Annotated in this window: 19 protein-coding genes and 2 pseudogenes; 12 read left to right on the top strand and 9 right to left on the bottom strand. The window is 65.8% G+C overall.

Translation table 11 applies throughout. From position 1 onward, the window contains the following. Positions 1 to 56: 56 nt before the first annotated feature. The 4 genes from CP556_RS08565 to lipA form a co-directional block, all read right to left on the bottom strand. Positions 57 to 1,721: a dihydrolipoamide acetyltransferase family protein gene (locus CP556_RS08565; RefSeq protein ID WP_098725233.1), complete on the bottom strand. Its 1,665-nt coding sequence runs from the start codon at positions 1,719 to 1,721 to the stop codon at positions 57 to 59. 1 nt (position 1,722) lies between these two features. After that, complete coding sequence (locus CP556_RS08560; RefSeq protein ID WP_098725232.1) at positions 1,723 to 2,718, bottom strand: alpha-ketoacid dehydrogenase subunit beta; 996 nt, start codon at positions 2,716 to 2,718, stop codon at positions 1,723 to 1,725. A 4-nt stretch (positions 2,719 to 2,722) separates the two neighbouring features. Beyond that, on the bottom strand, positions 2,723 to 3,829 hold the full coding sequence (gene pdhA, locus CP556_RS08555; protein WP_098725231.1) for a pyruvate dehydrogenase (acetyl-transferring) E1 component subunit alpha: 1,107 nt from the start codon (positions 3,827 to 3,829) through the stop codon (positions 2,723 to 2,725). 271 nt (positions 3,830 to 4,100) lie between these two features. Next, positions 4,101 to 5,093 carry a lipoyl synthase gene (gene lipA, locus CP556_RS08550; protein ID WP_098725230.1) on the bottom strand — a complete coding sequence of 331 codons (993 nt, stop codon included), beginning with the start codon at positions 5,091 to 5,093 and terminating at the stop codon, positions 4,101 to 4,103. 166 nt (positions 5,094 to 5,259) lie between these two features. Between lipA and CP556_RS08545 the strand changes: the two genes are divergently transcribed. From CP556_RS08545 to CP556_RS08535, 3 genes and pseudogenes are all read left to right on the top strand, one after another. Beyond that, positions 5,260 to 5,775, top strand: coding sequence for a PH domain-containing protein (locus CP556_RS08545; protein WP_098725229.1), 516 nt, complete (start codon positions 5,260 to 5,262; stop codon positions 5,773 to 5,775). A 135-nt stretch (positions 5,776 to 5,910) separates the two neighbouring features. Further along, entirely contained in the window at positions 5,911 to 6,498 is a 588-nt protein-coding gene (locus tag CP556_RS08540; protein WP_098725228.1) for a DUF7978 family protein, read from the top strand. Between the two features lie 53 nt (positions 6,499 to 6,551). Next, positions 6,552 to 8,911: pseudogene (locus tag CP556_RS08535) on the top strand (DEAD/DEAH box helicase). Between the two features lie 71 nt (positions 8,912 to 8,982). Here CP556_RS08535 and CP556_RS08530 read toward each other — a convergent pair. After that, the gene (locus CP556_RS08530; protein WP_098725227.1) at positions 8,983 to 9,639 is read right to left on the bottom strand and encodes an HAD family hydrolase; all 657 of its coding nucleotides are present in this window, start codon (positions 9,637 to 9,639) and stop codon (positions 8,983 to 8,985) included. A 157-nt stretch (positions 9,640 to 9,796) separates the two neighbouring features. Then, the gene (locus tag CP556_RS08525; protein WP_098725226.1) at positions 9,797 to 10,255 is read right to left on the bottom strand and encodes a TRAM domain-containing protein; all 459 of its coding nucleotides are present in this window, start codon (positions 10,253 to 10,255) and stop codon (positions 9,797 to 9,799) included. Positions 10,256 to 10,342: 87 nt separating this feature from the next. On the opposite strand from CP556_RS08525, the gene CP556_RS25250 reads away from it, so the two are divergent. Further along, positions 10,343 to 10,522 carry a hypothetical protein gene (locus CP556_RS25250; RefSeq protein WP_141551652.1) on the top strand — a complete coding sequence of 60 codons (180 nt, stop codon included), beginning with the start codon at positions 10,343 to 10,345 and terminating at the stop codon, positions 10,520 to 10,522. Here CP556_RS25250 and CP556_RS08520 read toward each other — a convergent pair. After that, positions 10,519 to 10,899 (bottom strand): annotated as a pseudogene (locus tag CP556_RS08520) (DJ-1/PfpI family protein); the annotation flags it as partial. The gene CP556_RS25250 and the pseudogene CP556_RS08520 overlap by 4 nt on opposite strands. 188 nt (positions 10,900 to 11,087) lie before the next feature. Here CP556_RS08520 and CP556_RS08515 point away from each other — a divergent pair. From CP556_RS08515 to endA, 8 genes are all read left to right on the top strand, one after another. Next, complete coding sequence (locus tag CP556_RS08515) at positions 11,088 to 11,627, top strand: hypothetical protein (RefSeq protein WP_098725225.1); 540 nt, start codon at positions 11,088 to 11,090, stop codon at positions 11,625 to 11,627. A gap of 10 nt (positions 11,628 to 11,637) precedes the next feature. Next, a complete protein-coding gene (locus CP556_RS08510; protein WP_098725224.1) occupies positions 11,638 to 12,012 on the top strand; it encodes a hypothetical protein in 375 nt (124 codons plus the stop codon). 154 nt (positions 12,013 to 12,166) lie between these two features. After that, positions 12,167 to 12,517 (top strand): hypothetical protein, encoded by a 351-nt coding sequence (locus tag CP556_RS08505; RefSeq protein ID WP_098725223.1) that lies wholly within the window; start codon positions 12,167 to 12,169, stop codon positions 12,515 to 12,517. A 238-nt stretch (positions 12,518 to 12,755) separates the two neighbouring features. Then, the gene (locus CP556_RS08500) at positions 12,756 to 13,910 is read left to right on the top strand and encodes a DUF7345 domain-containing protein (protein WP_098725222.1); all 1,155 of its coding nucleotides are present in this window, start codon (positions 12,756 to 12,758) and stop codon (positions 13,908 to 13,910) included. Positions 13,911 to 14,090: 180 nt separating this feature from the next. Further along, positions 14,091 to 14,795, top strand: a complete 705-nt coding sequence (locus CP556_RS08490) for a hypothetical protein (protein WP_098725220.1) — start codon at positions 14,091 to 14,093, stop codon at positions 14,793 to 14,795. A gap of 54 nt (positions 14,796 to 14,849) precedes the next feature. Beyond that, positions 14,850 to 15,080, top strand: coding sequence for an Lrp/AsnC family transcriptional regulator (locus tag CP556_RS08485; RefSeq protein WP_098725219.1), 231 nt, complete (start codon positions 14,850 to 14,852; stop codon positions 15,078 to 15,080). Positions 15,081 to 15,258: 178 nt separating this feature from the next. After that, complete coding sequence (locus CP556_RS08480; protein WP_098725218.1) at positions 15,259 to 16,035, top strand: DUF91 domain-containing protein; 777 nt, start codon at positions 15,259 to 15,261, stop codon at positions 16,033 to 16,035. Between the two features lie 218 nt (positions 16,036 to 16,253). Beyond that, positions 16,254 to 17,324: a tRNA-intron lyase gene (gene endA / locus CP556_RS08475; protein WP_098725217.1), complete on the top strand. Its 1,071-nt coding sequence runs from the start codon at positions 16,254 to 16,256 to the stop codon at positions 17,322 to 17,324. 220 nt (positions 17,325 to 17,544) lie between these two features. On the opposite strand, the gene CP556_RS08470 is transcribed toward endA, so the two are convergent. Both CP556_RS08470 and CP556_RS08465 read right to left on the bottom strand, forming a co-directional pair. Beyond that, positions 17,545 to 18,474: an ornithine cyclodeaminase family protein gene (locus CP556_RS08470; protein ID WP_098725216.1), complete on the bottom strand. Its 930-nt coding sequence runs from the start codon at positions 18,472 to 18,474 to the stop codon at positions 17,545 to 17,547. 169 nt (positions 18,475 to 18,643) lie between these two features. Further along, positions 18,644 to 19,039, bottom strand: coding sequence for a methylated-DNA--[protein]-cysteine S-methyltransferase (locus CP556_RS08465; protein ID WP_098727334.1), 396 nt, complete (start codon positions 19,037 to 19,039; stop codon positions 18,644 to 18,646). Positions 19,040 to 19,051 lie beyond the last annotated feature (12 nt).

Here is a 19,051-nt window from a genome sequence, read left to right as displayed (position 1 = left end):
GTCGCGTGCGCCGTGCGTGAAATGTGCGCGTCCATAGTCGGTAGCTTCGCCTTCGATCACTCGAGCAATAGTAGGCCGGGGTTCTCGAGGTACTCCATGACGGTGTTCGTGAACCGGGCACCGACGGCTCCGTCGATCAATCGGTGGTCGAACGACAGCGACAGTGTCAGCACCGATCGAGGTTCGATCGACTCGGTTCCGTCCTCGTCGGTCACCACGCGCGGTTTGCGCTTGATCTCGCCGATCGCGAGGATCCCGGCCTCGGGGTAGTTGATGATCGGCGTGGCGTACTCGCCGCCGATACCGCCGACGTTGGTGATCGTAAACGTCGACCCCTGCAATTCGCCGGGGCTGATCGTCCGATCGCGAGCCTTCTGAACGAGTTCGTTCATCTCCGACGAGAGCTGAAGCAGTCCCTTCTGATCGACGTCGTCGACCACCGGCACCATCAGTCCGACGTCGGTCGCGGTCGCGACACCGATGTTGTAGTAATCACGGTAGACGACCTCGTCGTTCTCCTCGTCGATGACCGCGTTCATCTCGGGGTGTTCTTTCAGCGCCGCGACGACGGCTTTCATGATGAACGGCATGTAGGTCAGCCGGATTCCGCGCTCCTCGGCGCGCGGTTCGAGGTCCTCGCGGACCCCCACGAGTTCGGTGACGTCGACCTCGTCGTGATGGGTGACGTGGGGGGCGCTGTACTTCGACTCGACCATCGCCTCGGCGATTCGCTTGCGGACGCCCCGGAACGGTTCGCGGCGTTCGCGCTCGCCCTCCGCGAAATCGGTATCCTTCGTCCCGACCGATTCGCCTGCTTCGACCGCTTCCCTATCTGCTGCTTGGGCCTGACGCTGTGCCTCGGCGTACTCCCGAACCGCGTCCGGCGTGACGAATGCCTCGCCGTCCCGCTCTTCGGTCGCCGGGACGGCGTCGAGATCGACCCCCTCTTCCTCAGCCATTCGTCGGGTCGCCGGTGCTGCCAGCGTCTTGTCCCGGTTCGCCGATTCGACCTGCGTCGGTGTCTCGGTCCGCTGGGGACTCGAGGCCCCGCTCGCCCTCTCGATTGACGTTTCCTCGGTGGTATCGGTATCTGTGCTCGCTCCGCTCGAGTCGCTCGGTTCGGATTCCGCTCCGCCGGGTGCTGCTTCGGCCGCCTGTGACTGGACCTGTGCCGCGCCGTCACCGGACTCGCCTCCAGTCGCGGCCTGCACGTCGGCTGCGGTGATCCGGCCGCCGGGGCCGCTTCCTCGAATGCTCGAGAGGTCGATCGTCTGTTCGCGGGCCATGCGACGAACGCGCGGCGGTGCGAAGACGCGATCGTCGGGCGGTGCAACCGCTTCGGTGTCCGCCCCGGTCGCGCCGGGTTCGCCGGCGGCGTCAGCGGTTGCGTCCCGTGGCTCGCTTGGTTCGTCGACGCCAGCGTGTTCGCTTGTCTGCTCTCGCTCCGATTCGGCCTCCGTCTCGGCTGCCCCTTCAGTTTCTCCTTCGACGTCGAACGAAATAATGACCGTCCCGACCGGGACGATTTCGCCCGCCTCGACGTGTAACTCGCGGACCGTGCCGTCGACCGGCGCGGGAACCTCTACGAGGGCTTTGTCCGTCTCGACCTCCGCGACCGGCTGGTCCTCGGAGACCGTCTCGCCTTCCTCGACCAGCCACGAGACCAGTTCACCCTCCGCGACACCCTCGCCGACATCAGGTAACTCGAACTCCCTGACCATGTTAGAACTCCACCGCATTTCGGATGCCGTCCTCGATACGCGCCGACTCGGGCAGGTAGTAGTCCTCGAGCGCGTACAGCGGGAACGGCGTGTCGAAGCCCGTGATGCGCTCTACCGGCGCCTCCTGATACAGGAGCGATTCCTCCTGCAGGGTCGCGGTGATCTCGGCACCGAGACCGCCGGTCTTGGGTGCCTCGTGGACGACGGCAGCGCGGCCGGTCTTCTCGAACGATTCGACGATGGTCTCCTCGTCTAGCGGGGACACCGTCCGGAGGTCGACCACCTCGGCGTCGATCCCCTCGCTCGCGAGATTCTCCGCGGCCTCGAGCGTCGGCCGGGTCATCGCGCCCCACGTATAGACCGAGATATCGCTCCCCTCGCGGCGGACGGCCGCCTCGCCGATCGGGATCTCGTACGATTCCGCGGGCACCTCCTCGCGGAAGGCCCGGTAGATGAGCTTCGGCTCGAGGAAGAGCACCGGATCCGGACTCCGGATCGCGCTGGTCAGCAGCCCCTTGGTGTCGTAGGGGGTAGAGGGGATGACGACCTTCAGTCCAGGCTGGTGGACGAACATCGCCTCCGTCGACTCGGAGTGGTGTTCCGGCGCGCGGATACCGCCGCCGTAGGGGGCTCGGATGACCATGGGGCACGTGTACCTCCCGCGCGAGCGCGTCCGCAGGCGCGCCGCATGCGAGACGATCTGGTCGAACGCGGGATAGATGAAGCCCATGAACTGGATCTCGGGCACCGGCCGCATCCCGTAGGCGGCCATTCCGATCGCCGTGCCGACGATCCCCGACTCCGCGAGCGGCGTGTCGATCACGCGATTCTCGCCGAACTCGTCGTAGAGCCCCTCAGTCGCGCGGAAGACGCCGCCGTTCTTGCCGACGTCCTCGCCCATGACGAGGACGTCGTCGTCGCGCTCCATTTCGGTGTGTAAGCCGTCCTGTACCGCCTGTACCAGCGTGAGGTTCTCTGCGTCGGATTCTACGGACATGATATCACTCTAGCAGCGCGTCGTCGCCGTGATCGTCGCGAATCGATTCGAAGTACTCGAGCTGTCGTCGTAACCGTCGGGGCATCCCCTCGTAGACGTGAGCAAAGATCTCCTCCGGGTCGGGTCGCTCGAACGATTCGGCGGACTCGATGGCGTCGGCCACCGCCTCCTCGACCCGCCCCTCGATCGCATCGATCCGCTCGTCGTCGAGCATTCCGTTCGATCGAAGGTACGTCTCGAGGCGCGGAATGGGGTCTTTTTGTTTCCAGCGTTCGACCTCGTCGTCGTTCCGGTAGACGGAGGGATCGTCGGCGGTCGTATGGGCCCCGAACCGGTACTGGACCGCCTCGATCAGGGTGGGGCGGAGTTCGCCCTCACCGGGGTTTTTCGCCTTCTCTATGGCCTCACGGGTGACCTTGTACACCGCCAGCGGGTCCATGCCGTCGACCTGCACGCCCTCGAAGCCGTAGGCGGTGGCCTTCTGGGCCAGGGTCGCGCTCGCCGTCTGGCGCTCGCGCGGCACCGAGATGGCCCACTGGTTGTTATTACAGAAGAAGACGTTCGGCGTGTCGAAGACGCCGGCGAAGTTCAGTCCCTCGTGGAAGTCGCCCTCCGACGTGGCCCCGTCACCGAAGTAGCAGACGAAGGCCTTCTCCTCGCCCTGCAGTTTCGACGCCCAGGCCGCGCCGGTCGCGTGGGGGATCTGGGTCGCGATGGGGACGGCGACCGAGAAAATGTTGACGTCTTCGGGCATGTAGTTGCCCTGTTCGTGGCCCATCCAGTAGAGCAGCGTTCGCTCGAGGGAGAGGCCCCGAACCAGCCCGACGCCGTGTTCGCGGTAGCTGGGGAAGACCCAGTCGTCGTCGGCCAGCGCGTGGGCGCTGCCGACCTGTGCGGCCTCCTGACCGGACAGCGGCGGATAGGTCCCCATCCGACCCTGCCGCTGGAGGCTGACGGCCCGCTCGTCGAAGCGACGCACGAGGCGCATTTGCTCGTACATCTCGACGAGTTCGTCCTCGGTGAGGTCGGGCACGTCGACGCCCTCGCGAACGCGGCCCGCTTCGTCGAGTACCTGTACTCGTTCGTCGGGATCGCGCTGTAACGTACTCACGGGAAGACCCACCTGTACATACCCGCATAAACTATCGCTCAGGGTAAAGGAGTTTCCCAAATAGTTTACTAACGGAGAAATTCTTGCCAGGCCGCTTCGGAAATATCGACCCTCAGTGGAAGATTCTGGACAGAAGTGATCGAAGATGGGTATTTTGTACTGATCGTCGAAGCAGAGCCTCGAGATCGTATGAGACTGGGTGAAAACGACGTTCGACCGTGGGGCTGATTTATCGAACGTTGCGGCTGAGAAACTGTCTCGGGGTCACCGCTCAGGACTCGGAGCGCTCCGGAGTCGAGCGGCGCGCATCGGCTCGCGCCTCTGCGACGCTCCTCCCCTCGCGCAACACGGCGTCGACGAACAGTTCTCCCGCCTTGTACGACGACCGAACCATCGGGCCGCTCGCACAGTACAGGAACCCTAACTCGTTCTCGGCGACGCGTCGCCACGTCTCGTACTTGTGGGGATGGTCGTACCGCTGGACCTCGAGGTGGTCTCTCGACGGGCGCAGGTACTGTCCCAGCGTGACGATGTCGACGCCGCGCTCGCGCAGGTCGGCCAGCGTCTGGTAGACCTCGTGGTCGTACTCGCCGTGGCCGAGCATGATCGAGGTCTTCGTGTAGATATCGGACTCGCGCTCGACCTGCTCGAGCACTGATAAGGACTGCTCGTAGCCCGCGCGCCGATCGCGAACGGGGAACTGCAGGCGCTCGACGGTCTCGACGTTGTGTGCGATCACGTCCGGTTCGGCGTCGATGATCTTCCGGACGAGGCGTTCGTCGCCCTGGAAATCCGGAATGAGAACTTCGACGAGGATGCCCGGATGACGGTCCTTGATTTCGCGGATCGTCTGGGCGAAGTGGCCCGCGCCCTGATCCGGGAGGTCGTCGCGGTCGACGCTCGTCAGGACGACGTAATCCAGGCCGATCTCGGCGACCGCACCGGCGACGTTTGCGGGTTCGTCGGGATCGAGTGACTCCATCCCGCCCGTTTTCACGTCGCAGAAGTTGCAGGCTCGAGAGCAGCGATCGCCCATCAGCATGAAGGTCGCCGTCCCGCCGCTGGCGTCGCCGGTGCCGTCGCCGGGCCCCGCGGTGCCGTCGGGACCGGCTCGGCCCGACCAGCACTCGCCCAGGTTCGGGCAGTTGGCCTCCTCGCAGACGGTGTGCAGGTCGTACTCGCGCAGCGTCTCCCGGATGCCGGCGAACTCCCGGCCCGACGGCGGGCGGCTCTTCAGCCAGTCGGGCTTTCGCACGCGGCTCATACGGGATCATCGGCCCGCGCAGTAAAAAACAGTGGTGGTCCCCCGGCCGGCGTCGCGATAGCGGGGCCAATATGTGCCGTCAAAACGGCAGACACTCAGCTACAGCGCCGTTAATCGGTCCGTTCTCCCGATAGCTTTACGGACGGCTACGGAATAGGCGCGGCCGATGGCCTTCGGCTCGACACCAGACTGGTTTCACATCAGCGACGACGAGAATATCGTCTGGGAGAGCCGCCCCCACCCGATCTCGATGGGGACCGGACTGCCGATCGGGGTCGCGCTCGCGCTCATTGGCTTTCTCGTCGCCGGCTGGAGCGGGACCGACGGCATCGGCATCCTGACGATAGTCGGCGTCCTCCTGATCGCCGTCGGCGCGGTCGTCGCGTCCGTCCGCTATCTCGTCTGGACGAACACCCGCTACGTCATCACCTCCTCGGAGCTCTACAAGAAACGCGGGATCATCTCGAGGGACGTCACCCAGTTTCGCCTCGAGCGTGTCCAGAACACCAGTCTTCGCCAGTCGGGGATCGGCCGCCTGCTGGGCTATGGCGACCTGACCGTCTACACCGCCGGCTCCGGCGATCCGGAGCTGACCTTCGAACGCGTCCCCAAGCCCGAACGGGCGAGTAGCCGACTCAGCGACCAACTCGAAGACATCGCGACGGATGGAACGGCCATCTGAGCGACGCTTGGTGAATCCGGGAGGAGCGTCGTCGACCGTCCTTCGCTGGCAGGGAGACGCTCGAGCGGTCGGTGACATGCTTAGAACAGTCGGAAAACCAAAGCTCATTAGATCAACGAGGTCCTAGAAGGCACAATGTCTTCACAGCTGATAACGGCCGAAGAGGGATCAGTATCGCGGGGCTCGAGTATCGCCGCGAGCGCGGGGCTGGGCGTCCTCGCGGCCGCGATCGGCTACCTCCTGACGTACCTCCTGATCGGGAGCGACGTGCGGGAGGCCTTCGACGGCGACGTCGCCACGTGGAAGGGGGTCGCCTGGTACTTCTATAGCGGGCATCTGGTCGATATCGAGGCCAGCGGCTCGTTTGGGCCGTTCGGCGGGACGGGAACCATGAACCTCATCGCGGAGTCGAGCGCGGCGAACGCCGACTTGCTGTACCTTATTCCGCCGCTCGTACTCCTCGGCGCGGGCGCGCTGCTGGCGCTTCGCCTGAACGCGACCGATTTCGGCGAGGCCGTCGCGGTCGGTGCGCCGGTGACGGTCGGCTACGCGATCGTGATGGGGATCGGCGCGCTCGTCGCCGAGACCAGCGCCGAGGGAACCGTCTTTGGGTTCAGCGTGGAGCCGGCCCTTGTCCCCGCTGTCCTCCTCGGCGGTATCCTCTACCCGCTGGTGTTCGCCACGAGCGGGGCGGCGCTGGCCGTCCTTTTCGCCGACCGGTAGGTTCGGCGACTCGAAGGAAACGCCTTTGACCCGGCACTCCCCCTTACCGTGTGATGGAGGTCGCCGAGGTTCTCCCCGAATTCGCCGACGCCTTTGCCTTCGAGGAGTTCAACCGAATGCAACGCGAGGCACTGCCCGCACTGCTCGAGTCCGAGGAGAACGTGGTCGCGAGCGCGCCCACGGCCTCGGGGAAGACGGCGCTTGCGGAACTGGCGATCTGCAAGGCGCTCGCCGACGGCGGCACGGCGCTGTTTATCGCTCCAATGCGAGCGTTGACCAACGAGAAGGAAGACGACTGGGACCGCTTCGAGGACCTCGAGTACTCGGTGTACGTCGTCACCGGCGAGCGCGACCTGAACCCCCGGCGCGCGCGTCGAGCGGACATCCTCGTGATGACCCCGAGAAACTCGACTCGGCGACCCGCAAACACGATTCTCGACGATACGACTTCGTCACCGACATCGACGTCTGCGTCATCGACGAGGTGCACCTGCTGGACGCGGATCGGCGGGGATCGGTGCTCGAGGTGACGATTTCCCGGCTCCGGCGGCTCTGCGAACCCCGAATCATCGCGCTATCGGCGACGATGCCGAACGTTGACGACGTTGCGGCGTGGCTCGATGCGCCCGAGGAGACCACCTTCGAGTTCGGCGAGGAGTATCGACCCGTCGACCTCAACGCGGGCGTCAAGACCTACACCCACGGCGACAACTCCTTCGCCGACAAGTACCGCCGGCTGTATCGAGCCCTCGACCTCGCGGAGCCCCACCTCCGGGAGGACGGCCAGTCGCTCGTCTTCGTCTCCTCCCGACAGGACACCGTTCAGGCCGCGAAGAAGGCCAGAGACGAGATCGCCGAGCGGGACATTCCGATGGGGGCTCGCGGCGACTACGATTTCCATACCGAATCGAAGGACCTCGAGAACGACACGCTCCGCAAATCGGCGCTCGACGGGGTCGCCTTCCACCACGCCGGCCTCTCGAAGAACGACCGGGACCTCGTCGAGGAGTGGTTCAAACAGGGCCACATCGAACTCCTCTTCTCCACCTCGACGCTGGCCTGGGGCGTCAACCTGCCCGCTCGCTGCGTCGTGATTCGGGACACGAAACTCCACGACCCCCTCGAGGGCGAGGTCGACATGAGTCCGCTGGACGTGCTCCAGATGCTCGGTCGCGCCGGGCGACCGGGGTACGACGATATCGGCTACGGCTGGGTGGTCTGTGATTCGGCCGAGGCCGACAAGTACCGCCGACTGCTCCGCGACGGGAAGGAGATCGAGTCCCGACTGGCCGAGAGCCTCGAGACCCACCTCAACGCCGAGATCGCGATGGGGACCATCACCGATCTCGAGGACGTGATGGACTGGCTCGAGACGACGTTTTACTACGTTCGCGGCCAGTCGAAACCCGACGACTACGACTTCCCCAATCTCCGCCAGCGGGTGCGAGACTGCCTCGAGGGGCTGGTCGAGCGGGGCTTCGTCGAGACCGGCGAGGACCTCTCGATCGAGGCGACGGCGCGGGGCGTGTTGACCTCGAAGTACTACCTCAGACTCGATACGGCGGCCCGCTTCGCAGCGCTGTGCGATCGCGTCGGGAGCGAGGGGAACGACGAACTCGAGGCGAGCGACATCCTCGCGGCGGTCGCGACCGCCGAGGAGTTCGACTCGGTGTCGGCCCGACAGGACGAACGCGACGCGGTCAACGCGGTGCTCGTGGGGGAGGACACGGAGGACCTCGACGCGGGCGAGCGGAAGGTGCTCGCGATCCTCCGCGGGGCGGCCAGCGGCTCGACCCCGTCGGAACTGCGCAGCGACGCGTGGGTCATCCGACAGAACGCAACGCGGCTCCTCTCGGCGCTCGGGGCGTTCCTCGATCGCTTCGTCGGACCTCACGCCGCGAACCTCGCGCGGCAGGTGGAGGCCCGCATCGAGAACGGCGTCGCGGAGGACGCCGTCGGGCTGACCGCCATCGACGGCGTCGGCCCGGGTCGCGCGAGCAAACTCGCGAAAGAGGGGCTATCGACGCCCGGCGACATCATCGACGCGGGCGTCGAAGGGCTCGTCGACGCCGACCTCTCGGAGGGCGTCGCCGAGCGCGTCGCCGAGGGCGCCCAATCGCTCCCCGCGGTCGAAATCGAGTGGGGGCAGTTCCCCGACAGCGTCGCGACGGGCGAGAACGAGGTCTGTGAGGTCACGGTCCGAAACGTCGGCGAACCCGCCCGCGCCGGCATCCGGGTGACGGTCAATGACGTGGAGATGACGAGTACGAACCCCTACCTGCGTAACGAGGAGACCGTTCCCGTCGGCGTTTTCGGTGCCGACGCCGAGGAACTCGAGTTCACCGTCAGCGTCGCCTTCCCCGAGACGCCGCTGATTCCGATCGAATCGAGTCGGACGGTCAACGTTCGATAGCCGAGTGCGGTCGACGGCCGATAGGGAGGAGTATTCGACACCGCTACTCCCGCTCGGCCAGTTCGATGCTGTTACTCACAATCCGCCAGTCCGAGGACACGCGCTCGCAGTTCGGCGGGCGAATCGACGACCTCGTCGGCCGGCGACCGATCGATGTCGCCGTGGGCGGCGATCCGATACGCGATCACGACGGTTCCGGCTCGAGCGGCCGCCTCGATCCCGTTCGCCGAGTCTTCGACGACGATGCACGCCTCGGCCGGGACGCCGATTTCGTCCGCCGCGTGCTCGAAGACGTCGGGAGCCGGCTTGCTCGCGGCGTCGATATCGTCGGCGCTGATCACGCGGGCGAACGAGCCCTCGAGATCGAACTCCTCGAGGACCATGCCGATCCAGTCGTGTGGCGACGACGAAACGAGCGCCGTGGGGACGCCGCAGTCGTCCAGTTCGGCGAGGAGGTCGTGCAGTCCGTCGAACGCTTCGGCGCGCTCGGTGTAGATCTCCTCGGCGGCCTCGTTGAACCGCCGGACGAACTCCTCGCGGGAGATGGCGGTTCCGTACTCCGCCTCGAGGTAGTCGTAGATCTCCCGGAAGTTCATCCCGCTCGTCTCCGCGAGATCCACGTCCTCGTCGGGGACGGCCGCGGGGAAGAGCTCCTCTCGCTGAAAGTCGACCCAGTAGTCTTCGCTGTTGACGAGCACCCCGTCCATATCGAAGAGTACAGCAGTCATGTATGCCGGGCTATTCGATCCCCGTGTATAGCCGTTTGGCAGGCACCGGTGGGCGTGACGGGGACGAGACGGGGCCGTTCGAACGGATCGGATCCCGCTCCGCCGAACGCGTTCCTCGGCACCCGATTGACGGATCGGCGGCCGACGCACTCGAGCGCTACTCGTAGTAATCCAGTCGTTCCACCACGTCGGCGAACGCGACGTTTTCCTGTACCTGCGTAATTTCTATCCGCACCCGTTCCCCTTTGTCCGTCCCGGAAACGATGACGACGAACCCGCGCTCGACGCGCGTGATGCCGTCTCCCTGATCGCCGACGTCCTCGATCTCCACCGTCCGTGTTTCGCCCGCTTCGACGGGCGGTTCCAGCGAGCCGTGTGTCTGGGACGATCGCTGGTCCGTCGGCGCCACTGCGTCACGTTCCGTCTCCGCTTCGGGTTCCTGTTGGGACCCCTCGTTCGAGTCCGTCGAGGAAGACAATACGGCGACTCGGTACGACTGTCCCTCGTCGACATCGCCGAGTCGAAGTTCTCGTTTCGGGACCTCGATAACATATGACTCGTCTTGCTCCTCTACTTGTCCGGAAAACAGACAGAGAAGTTGGTCGGATATCTTCATTGGATGTCCTTGTCTTACAGCAACGGTCATGTTCCCTTGAGTCTACTGAATACGTCGGCTCAGTGTCCGGTCGCTCGAGCCCGGACGATGTCCCACGTCGTCGCCGGAATGTTGCTCGGAGCCAGCGGTCAGCAACTCTCCACGTTCGGTATCGTTTCCCTCGGTCAACGCACTCGAGACGGAGGGCCGCTGTACCGGTCGGCCAGCAACTGGCCGACCCAGCGGACGGAACCCGCTCAATGGCGGGGCGAGACGGGAACGCGTTAGTCGACGACCTCGCCGCGGCGTTCGTGTTCCATCTCCGTTTCGACCGCCGCGGCGATCGCCGCGCCGAACTCGCGCTCGAGGAGCCACAGCGCCAGATCGATCCCCGCGGTCACGCCCCCGGCGGTGAGCACGTCGCCGTCGTCCACGACGCGCGCGTCGACCACCTCTCCAGCGGTGGCCTCGAGGTCCTCGATCGCGACCCGATGAGTGGTCGCGGGCCGTCCCTCGAGCAGGCCCGCTTCGGCCAGCACCATCGCGCCGGTACAGATCGAGGCGACGGTCGCGCCGGCGGCGGCGCGCTCGGCGACCGCCGCGGGCAGGCTCCCGCCCTCGACGGCGGCCCGGACGCCGCTGTCCGCGGTCGTCCACCCGCCGCCGCGTCGGCCCCTCGGATTCGTCGGGACGGCGTCACCCGCCGATCGTTACCGGTGCGATCCGATTCGATCCGCGTTGAACGGGCTCAAATCCACGAAAACGTCCGCCAAACGGCTGCAAACACTCGAAAAGCGAGTTCACGACGTCCCCCCTTCAAGTCCATCCGGCCACCGAGAGTCGGATGCAAGCCATGAAACGAACAACGCTCATCGCAGCTGCCTGCGCAGTACTGATCGCGGCAACCGGCTTCGCCGCTGCAGCGCCCGGAAGTGCACCCGTCTCCGTAGACGGGGGCGTGGATAGCACCGACGAAGCGAACGGAGACGAACGCGAGGATCGAAGCGAGAACGGAGCCGCTGCCGGTGGTGCCGCCGACGAACGGAACGGACAGGGGCCCGCCGTCGACCGCCCTGATCAGGTCCCCGATCACGTGTCCGAGATCCACGACCGAATTTCGTCGTTCCTGAACGGTAACCTCGAGGGCACGCTCGGCGACGCCGTTAGCGCGGTGACGCCGGATGACGACGAAGCTGACGACGCCGACGAAAGCGAAGATGTCGACGAGAGCGACGAGGCTGACGACACCGACGAAGGCGACGCGCAGAACGACGACGAGCAGACCGATGACGACGAGCAGACCGATGACGACGAGCAGACCGACGACGGCGAACAGACCGATGACGACGAACAGAACGAGTCGTCCGATAGTGACGAACAGTCTGACGCATAACTGACTCCCCATGTCCGCCCCGGTTTCGCCGATGACGAGCGGTCTCGAGGACCGGTTGCTGACGTTCGCCGTGAGCCTGCTGGTCGGCGGTCTAGCCCTTCACGTCGCCGCCCGCGTCGTGGCTGACGCTCGAGACTACGGCCACGCGGTTTTGACCGCACTGCTCGGCGCGCTGGTCTGGACACTCCTCGAGCCGATACCGCTACTCGGCGGGCTGCTGGCGATCGTCGCCTGGGTCGCGGTCGTCAAGTGGCGCTACCGACTCGGCTGGATCGGATCCAGCGCGATCGGTATCGCCGCCTGGGCGGCGGCCGTCGTCGTCCTCGCGGCCCTCGAGCTGGTGGGTATCGGTTCGGTTTCGGCACTCGGTGTGCCGGGTGCCTGAAACGCGTTCCCGCTGACGCTTCCTCCCACCGAGCCTCCCCCGCTGACGCTTTCCTCCACCGAACCCTCCACGCTGACGGTTCAGCCACCGTCGACGCGCCAGCGGCGGTACTGAAAGGGATTGATATAATCGTCTGGACGGTGACGTGTGTCACATGGTCTCCGTAATCGGATCACTCGTCGCCTTCGTCGTCGCACTGCTCATCGGCGGGTTGGCGATATTCGTCAGCGCTCGGCTCATCGTCGACGTCGATGACTATTCACACGCGACTGTCACGGCCCTCCTCGGAGCGATCGCATGGGCGCTAACGTCGTGGATACCGCTTCTGGGCCCGATACTGGCACTGATCGCCTGGGTCTGGGTGATCAACTGGCGGTACCCCGGCGGCTGGGGAACGGCTGCGGCCATCGGGCTCATCGCCTGGCTCGCCGCGCTCGTCATCCTCCTAGTTCTCAACGCCGTCCTCGGCCTCGGCGTCGGAGCGTTCGGCGTTCCCGGCACGTAGTGACCCGCAGTCGGCCGCAACCGATCGGCACTCGGCTCAAATCGGATCGAATCGATTCGCTCGGCGAAGTCGTTCGGGATCTCACTGCCAGTAGCGGTGCGCCCGGACTGAACGACAACGAGAAGTGACGTGAATTTTTCAGTTTCGAACTGAATCGACCGATAGGGCGTTTACGGGCAGTTACACGCCGTATTAGGACTTTCGCATGTTTTAAGCGAAGTGGCAAGTACCGACACGTATGAACGTTCGCGCCGGCGTCGCGATCGTGGTCGCCGCGGCGCTCCTCTGCGGATCGGGACCAGTCGTCGCCGTCGCTGCCACCGGAACCACGAACGCCGGCCAGCCCCAACCGAGTCCGTTTACGCTCCAGCAAGACCAGATCGACGCGGACGAGGTCCGAATGGACGTCGCACTCGAGCCCGACGGGACCGCCGAGTGGACGCTCGAGTTCTGGGTTCGCCTCGACGACAACGAGAGCACGACGGCGTTCGAATCGCTGCAATCGGACATTCGGGACGATCCCGACAATTACACGCAGAGCCTCGCCGACCGGATGGACGAGACGGTCGGCGCGGCGAGCAACGCGACGGGCCGCGAGATGGCCGCAGACGAGTTCGGCGTGAGTACCGCGCGACAGTCGCTTGCACGCGAGTACGGCGTCGTCAGATACACGTTCCGCTGGGACGGGTTCGCCGCCGTCGAGGGCGAGGAGCTCCGCGCCGGTGACGCTGTCGAGGGAATCTATCTCGACGACGGGACCCGATTGCTACTCGAGTGGCCCGACGGCTACGAGCGAACGTCGGTCGCGCCCGATCCGGACGACGAACGCGAGAACGCGGTGATCTGGCGGGGCGGCGAGACGGACTTCGTCTCCGGCGAACCGCGAGTCGTCGTTACCAGCGCCGGCGGTGGGACCGGTGCCAACGCGGCGATGATCGCAGGAATCGCGGTCGTCGTGGCTGGCCTCGGCGCTGGCGGTATCTGGTGGTACCGCAACCGCACGTCCGGGGAGGGACAGACGACCAACGAAGGCGGAAGTTCAGCGCCTGGGACCCACCCAGAATCCGCCCCAAGCACCGGTTCGGAATCCGCGACGGCGTCGGCGACGACTGACGATGCGGCGGGCTCGAGTGCGACCGCAGCGCCGGATCCGGCGCTCCTCACCAACGAAGAACAGGTCCTCCGGCTCGTCGAAGAGAACGGCGGCCGGATGAAACAGCAGGCAGTTGTCGAAGAACTCGACTGGACCGACGCGAAGACCAGTAAAGTGGTCAGCGCGCTCCGCGATGCGGGGGAACTCGAGTCGTTCCGTCTCGGTCGCGAAAACGTGCTCTCGCTCCCCGACGCGGACGATCCAGTCATGACGAATACCGGCGGTGACGAAAATGACTGAGACGAAATCGAGTCTCCGTCGAGTCAGGGTCACCGAGCGAACCGGGACGGTCGAAACCAGCGAAACCGGCGAAATCGCCGGACGGCAACGGATCGAAAACGGCGTTGAATGGCGGAAACCGTCGATGAACCCAAGTCATCGACTCGAGTGTCTATCACTACGGACAGACAACTAGCACCAATGAATCGAACCATATCGATCACGCTGGCAGCGGTACTCGTCGTCGCGATGGTTGCGGTCCCCCTCGCCGCAGCGAGCGTTTCCTCAAGCGCGAACGGACAGGCGGCAAGCGACTCCGAGGCAGGAAACGAGTCGATCAAACCCGGTGAACAGTTCGCAGCCGCCGTCGGCGTCCAGAACGCCGAAATCGAGGGCGACGTTTCGGAACGGGCCTTCGGCGTCCGAATCGCGAACGCGGAGACCAACGAGTCGAAAGCGGCCGTCGTCGCCGCGCAGTTCGACGAGACCGACGCGCGCCTCGCCGAACTCGAGGGGAGACTCGAGGACCTGAACGAGTCCCGCGAGGCCGGCGAGATCAGCGAGGGGCGCTATCGTGCAGAAGTCGCGACGACCGTCGTCAGAATGCGAACCCTCGAGCGACAGGCGGCGACGGCCGAGACGACCGCGACCGGACTCCCCGATGCAGTGCTCGCTTCGCACGATATCGACGTCGACTCGATTAGAACGCTGCGAGATCGCGCCGGCGACCTCGGCGGACCCGAGACCGCGGAAATCGCTCACTCGATCGCCGGGGACGACGGTGAACGGTCGCTCGGTCCCGACCGCGACCCCAGCAGTCCGATCGATGTCGGCGGTGACAATCTAACCGATGAAGTGGGCGTCAGCGGTGACGACGAGACTGCAGCGGAGTCGAGCGAAGCGTGAAGCAGCAGCCGGTGCACACCCGTTTTTTGCCGCTCGGTTCCGTAGAGCGGTGAAATGGTCGACGCGTATACGATGATCGATACCGCAACTGGAACCGCCGAGGGAGTGTGTCAGGCCCTGTGCGATGCAGAGGGAGTGATCGACGCACACGTCATCGCTGGCGACTTCGACGTCATGGTCGAGATAGCGGGCGACGACTCACACGATATCCTCGAGACGATCACCGACACCGTTCGGCCGCTCGAGGGGGTCGGGACGACGCGAACGTACATCTGTCTCGACTGAGCCAGCGGGTGTGTCAGTCGCCCGACCCCGACCCGGCTATAGTAGCCACTGCAAGTCAATGCACACCTGATCGCACGACAGCTGTGCGATCAGTGTGTAAATAGTTGCAGTTGTTACTATAGGACGGCGTCGTCCGTTCGTCCGCGACTTTAAGTACGAACCCGCGGCCAGACAGCCCATGATCGACGACGCGATCCGCGTCCTCGCGGGCGACTGCACCGTTATCGCCGAGGACGACGACCGACAGGAGTACCGCGGCCGGGTTACGACGATCGTCAAACCCGACAACACTATCCTCGTCCACGACACCGACGGCTACCAGCCCGTCGCGTGGCTGACCCGCGCCGACAGCGTCTCGAGCGATCGCACCGGCGGCTTCACCCTCGTCGCGAAGAAGGGGACCCAGACGCTGCGGATCGCCACCCACGATCAGGACGGGTTCGCCCACTACCCGTCCTCGGCGGCCGGGACGCCCATCGGGACGTGCCCCGACTGCGGCGGTGCGCTCGTGCGCTCGAGCGGGGTCCACTGCGTCGGCTGTGGCGACCGCTACGGCGTGCCCGCGGACGCGACGATCCGTGACGAGCAGTGTGATTGTGACTGTGGCCTCCCAAAGATGCGCGTCGAGCGCGGCCTGGCGTTCAACGTCTGCCTCGACCGAGGCTGTGAGTCCCTCGACGCGGCGGTCAAGCAGGCCTTCGACCGCGAATGGGCGTGTCCGGAACCCGACTGCGACGGCGACCTCCGGATCCTCCGCCGGGGCGGCCTCATCGCCGGCTGCGAGCACTACCCCGACTGCGATACCGGCTTCGCCGTCCCCGCCGGCGTCGTCGACTGCGAATGCAAGTGCGGGCTCCCGACGTTCGAGACCGCCAGCGGCACCCGCTGTCTCGATGCGACCTGCGATCGGGGGCTTGAGGGGGCGCTCGAGGCCGACTCCGTGGCGGACGACTGACCACCTATTCGAGACCGACCAGCCGCCATGCGATAGCCGGCTACTCAGCTGCCGCAGTGGGTGGGACTGAAAGGGGCTTTCAGGGTGTTTGCAGCAGAGATGCCCCTGAACCCGCCCCCAGTTCTCAAGCCCGCACGCCCAGCAGTGTCCGTCCCACCACCACCCTCGAATGGGAATCGATCCGCAGCCACTTAGTCACGGCCCGCAAAACCCCGGCCATGGCACTCGAGGGGCGGTTCGACGACGGCGTCGTCCGCGTGGGCGGCGACGCGCGCCAGCGCTATCACGACTCGCGGGGCTACGGCTATCCGCTCGAGGGCAACGAGATCGCCCTCGCGCCGGTCGAAGCGGCCCACCTCCTGTATCGGGGAGATCTCGAGGCGGTCGTCGACGCCGCCGGCGGCGAACGCCTCGGGTTTCGGGAGTTCGTTGCCCGCGAGCCCGGCGAGGATTTCGGGGTCCGATTTCTGGTCTACGCGGACCTGCGGTCGCGGGGCTTCTACCTCTCGCCGGCCGCGGAGCCGTGGGTTCCGAACCCGCCGAGCGGCGAGGCTGATTTCGCGGTCTTCCCGCGAGGAAAGGGGCCTCGAGACGGCGAGATCGCCTACGCGCTGCGGATCATCGGCGAGCGGACCGACATTCCGGCCGCCGAACTTCGAGAAGGCGTGCTTGCGGTCGTCGACGAGGAGAGCGAAATTACCTACTTTGAGGTGGGGCGGCGAGATCCGACCGGCACGTCGAGCGCCGACGCCACGCTGCCCGCGGACTGCGAGGCCGACCTGCTCGCCGATCGGGTCGTCGTCTGGGTGCCGCCGCTGTCCCTCTACGAGCAGACGTTCTACGGCCAGCCCCTCGAGGGACGAGAGTACGACGAGCCGACGCTGCAGTGTTCGCTGCTCGAGGCGACCTATCTCGCCGAGCGGGGGGCGCTCGCGCTCGAGGCCGAGACGGTCCGCGAACGGGGCCGCGAGGTCGAGGGCGAGCGGTTCGAGCGACGGCTGACCGTCTACACCGAGTTGCGCGAACGCGGCGTGGTCCCCAAGACGGGGTACAAATTCGGCGCTGACTTCCGGACCTATGCGGACGTGGAGTCCGTCGAGAACCTCGGTCACTCCGAACTGTTGGTTCGCGTGCATCCCGCTGCGTACGTCTTCGAGCCCCGGGATCTCGCGCTGGACGTTCGGCTCGCTCACGGCGTCCGGAAGACGATGGTGTTCGCGCTGGTCAGCGACGATTCCGCCGGAGAGACGGAGATAGAGTGGTGGTCGCTCGAGCGGTTGACTCCCTAATTAGCAGTCTTACCGACCGCGGAGACGTGCGTTCTACCGCGAAAAGGACAGAGGGAAGTGTTCTGCTCGAACTGGCAACACGGAGTGGCCACGCCCTCCCCAACCGATTCACTCCCTCACTTCGTTCGCTCGCTCATCCCTCGCACAGTGTCATCGATCCGTCCTCACTACCGTTCGAACGGATCGCCAGCGCGCGCCACCGCAAATAGTAGCGAGTCAGCTACGCGAACCGCTCGAGGAACGTCTTGCCGAGCACGACCTCCGTCCCTGCGAGCCCGACCGAACAGAACAGCGTGATGTCGTCCGCGCGCTGGCGGCCGAGTTCCGGGTTCTCGAGCACGTCGGCGAGTTCGACCATCCGCTCGCGGTCGTCGCCCGACGCGACGTACGGCCGGTCGTAGGCGTCGACCTGCGGGAGCGAATCGGTCGCGATGGCGTCGGCGCGGTCGACCACCTCGAGCGGGAGTTCGTGGGCGTCTCGGAACCGCGGCCCGATCGTCGTGACGTGGGTGCCGGGCTCGAGCCAGTCGGGGTCGAAAACGGGCTCCTCGCTGTTCGTCGCACAGACGAGCGCGTCCGCGTCCCGGACGACCGGTTCGGGATCGGCGAGCGCGCGGACGGGCGGCTCGACCTCGCCGTCGGTAGTCTCGACGAACGACTCGCGGCTCTCTGCGGTCGGACTGTAGACCAGGACCTCCTCGAGGTCGCGGGCGGCACACGCCGCACCGACCTGCGCTCGAGCCTGAAACCCCGAGCCGAGAACCCCGAGCGTCTCACTGTCCTCGCGGGCGAGGCGGTCGATTGCGACGCCACCGATACCGCCGGTCCGGAGCCCGCCAATCGCGAACCCGACGAACAGGCCAGCGAACGCGCCGGTGGTTGCATCGAAGACGGCCACCAGTTCCGTGTGCTCGTCGCCGGTACCGGGGTGGGTCTCGTAGACCCTGAATCCGGTCAGGTTCGCCGGCCCGGTCGCGGAGCCGGCGGTGAACACCAACTCGCCCCCGCCGGCGTCGACGCGCCAGCGCGGCGGGGCCTCGAGCGTTCCTGCAGCGCGTTCCGCGAACGCGTCGCGCATGGCGTCGACGACTTGCTCATAGTCGAACTCGGAGTAGACATCACCGTCAGTGAGGATGGGGAAATCGGGCATGATCGACCCGTCGGGCGGATGGACTATAGTAGCCACTGAAAGTTACTGTACACCTGATCACATGACAGCGATGCGATCAGCGTGTGACTCGTTTCAGTGGCTACTATATACCAATTCAGCCGCGCGGCGGCTCTCGCCCGTTGACACGGCAACGGCGAGCGGCGAATGTCTACGGCTCGCCCGGAAGCGCTGCCCCCTCGTGCTCGAGCAACTCCCGTTTCAGCTCGAGTCCCCCGCCGTAGCCGACGAGCGAGTCCACGCCGACGATCCGATGACAGGGAACGATCACGGGGATCGGATTGCGGCCGCAGGCCTGCCCGACCGCGATCGGTGCGCTCTCGAGGTCGTCCGCGAGCGCGCCGTACGTTCGCGTTTCGCCGGCCGGAATGGCCATCATCGCTCGCATAACGCGTCCCGTAAAGCCGTCGGGGAACTCGACCTCGAGGTCGAACGTCCCCCGATCGCCGGCCTCGTACTCCCGCAGCTGTTCGCGGATCAGTTCCGGCTCCGCAGTAATCCGCGACTCGTCGATCTCCCGCTCACGCCCGAATACGTCAATCTGCATCGTCAGTAGACG

Origin of the sequence: Natrinema sp. CBA1119 (assembly GCF_002572525.1) — an archaeon.
In the GTDB taxonomy this organism is placed as follows: domain Archaea; phylum Halobacteriota; class Halobacteria; order Halobacteriales; family Natrialbaceae; genus Natrinema.
Note: the sequence above shows the minus strand (reverse complement) of the source record. Positions and strands in the feature narration are given on the sequence as shown.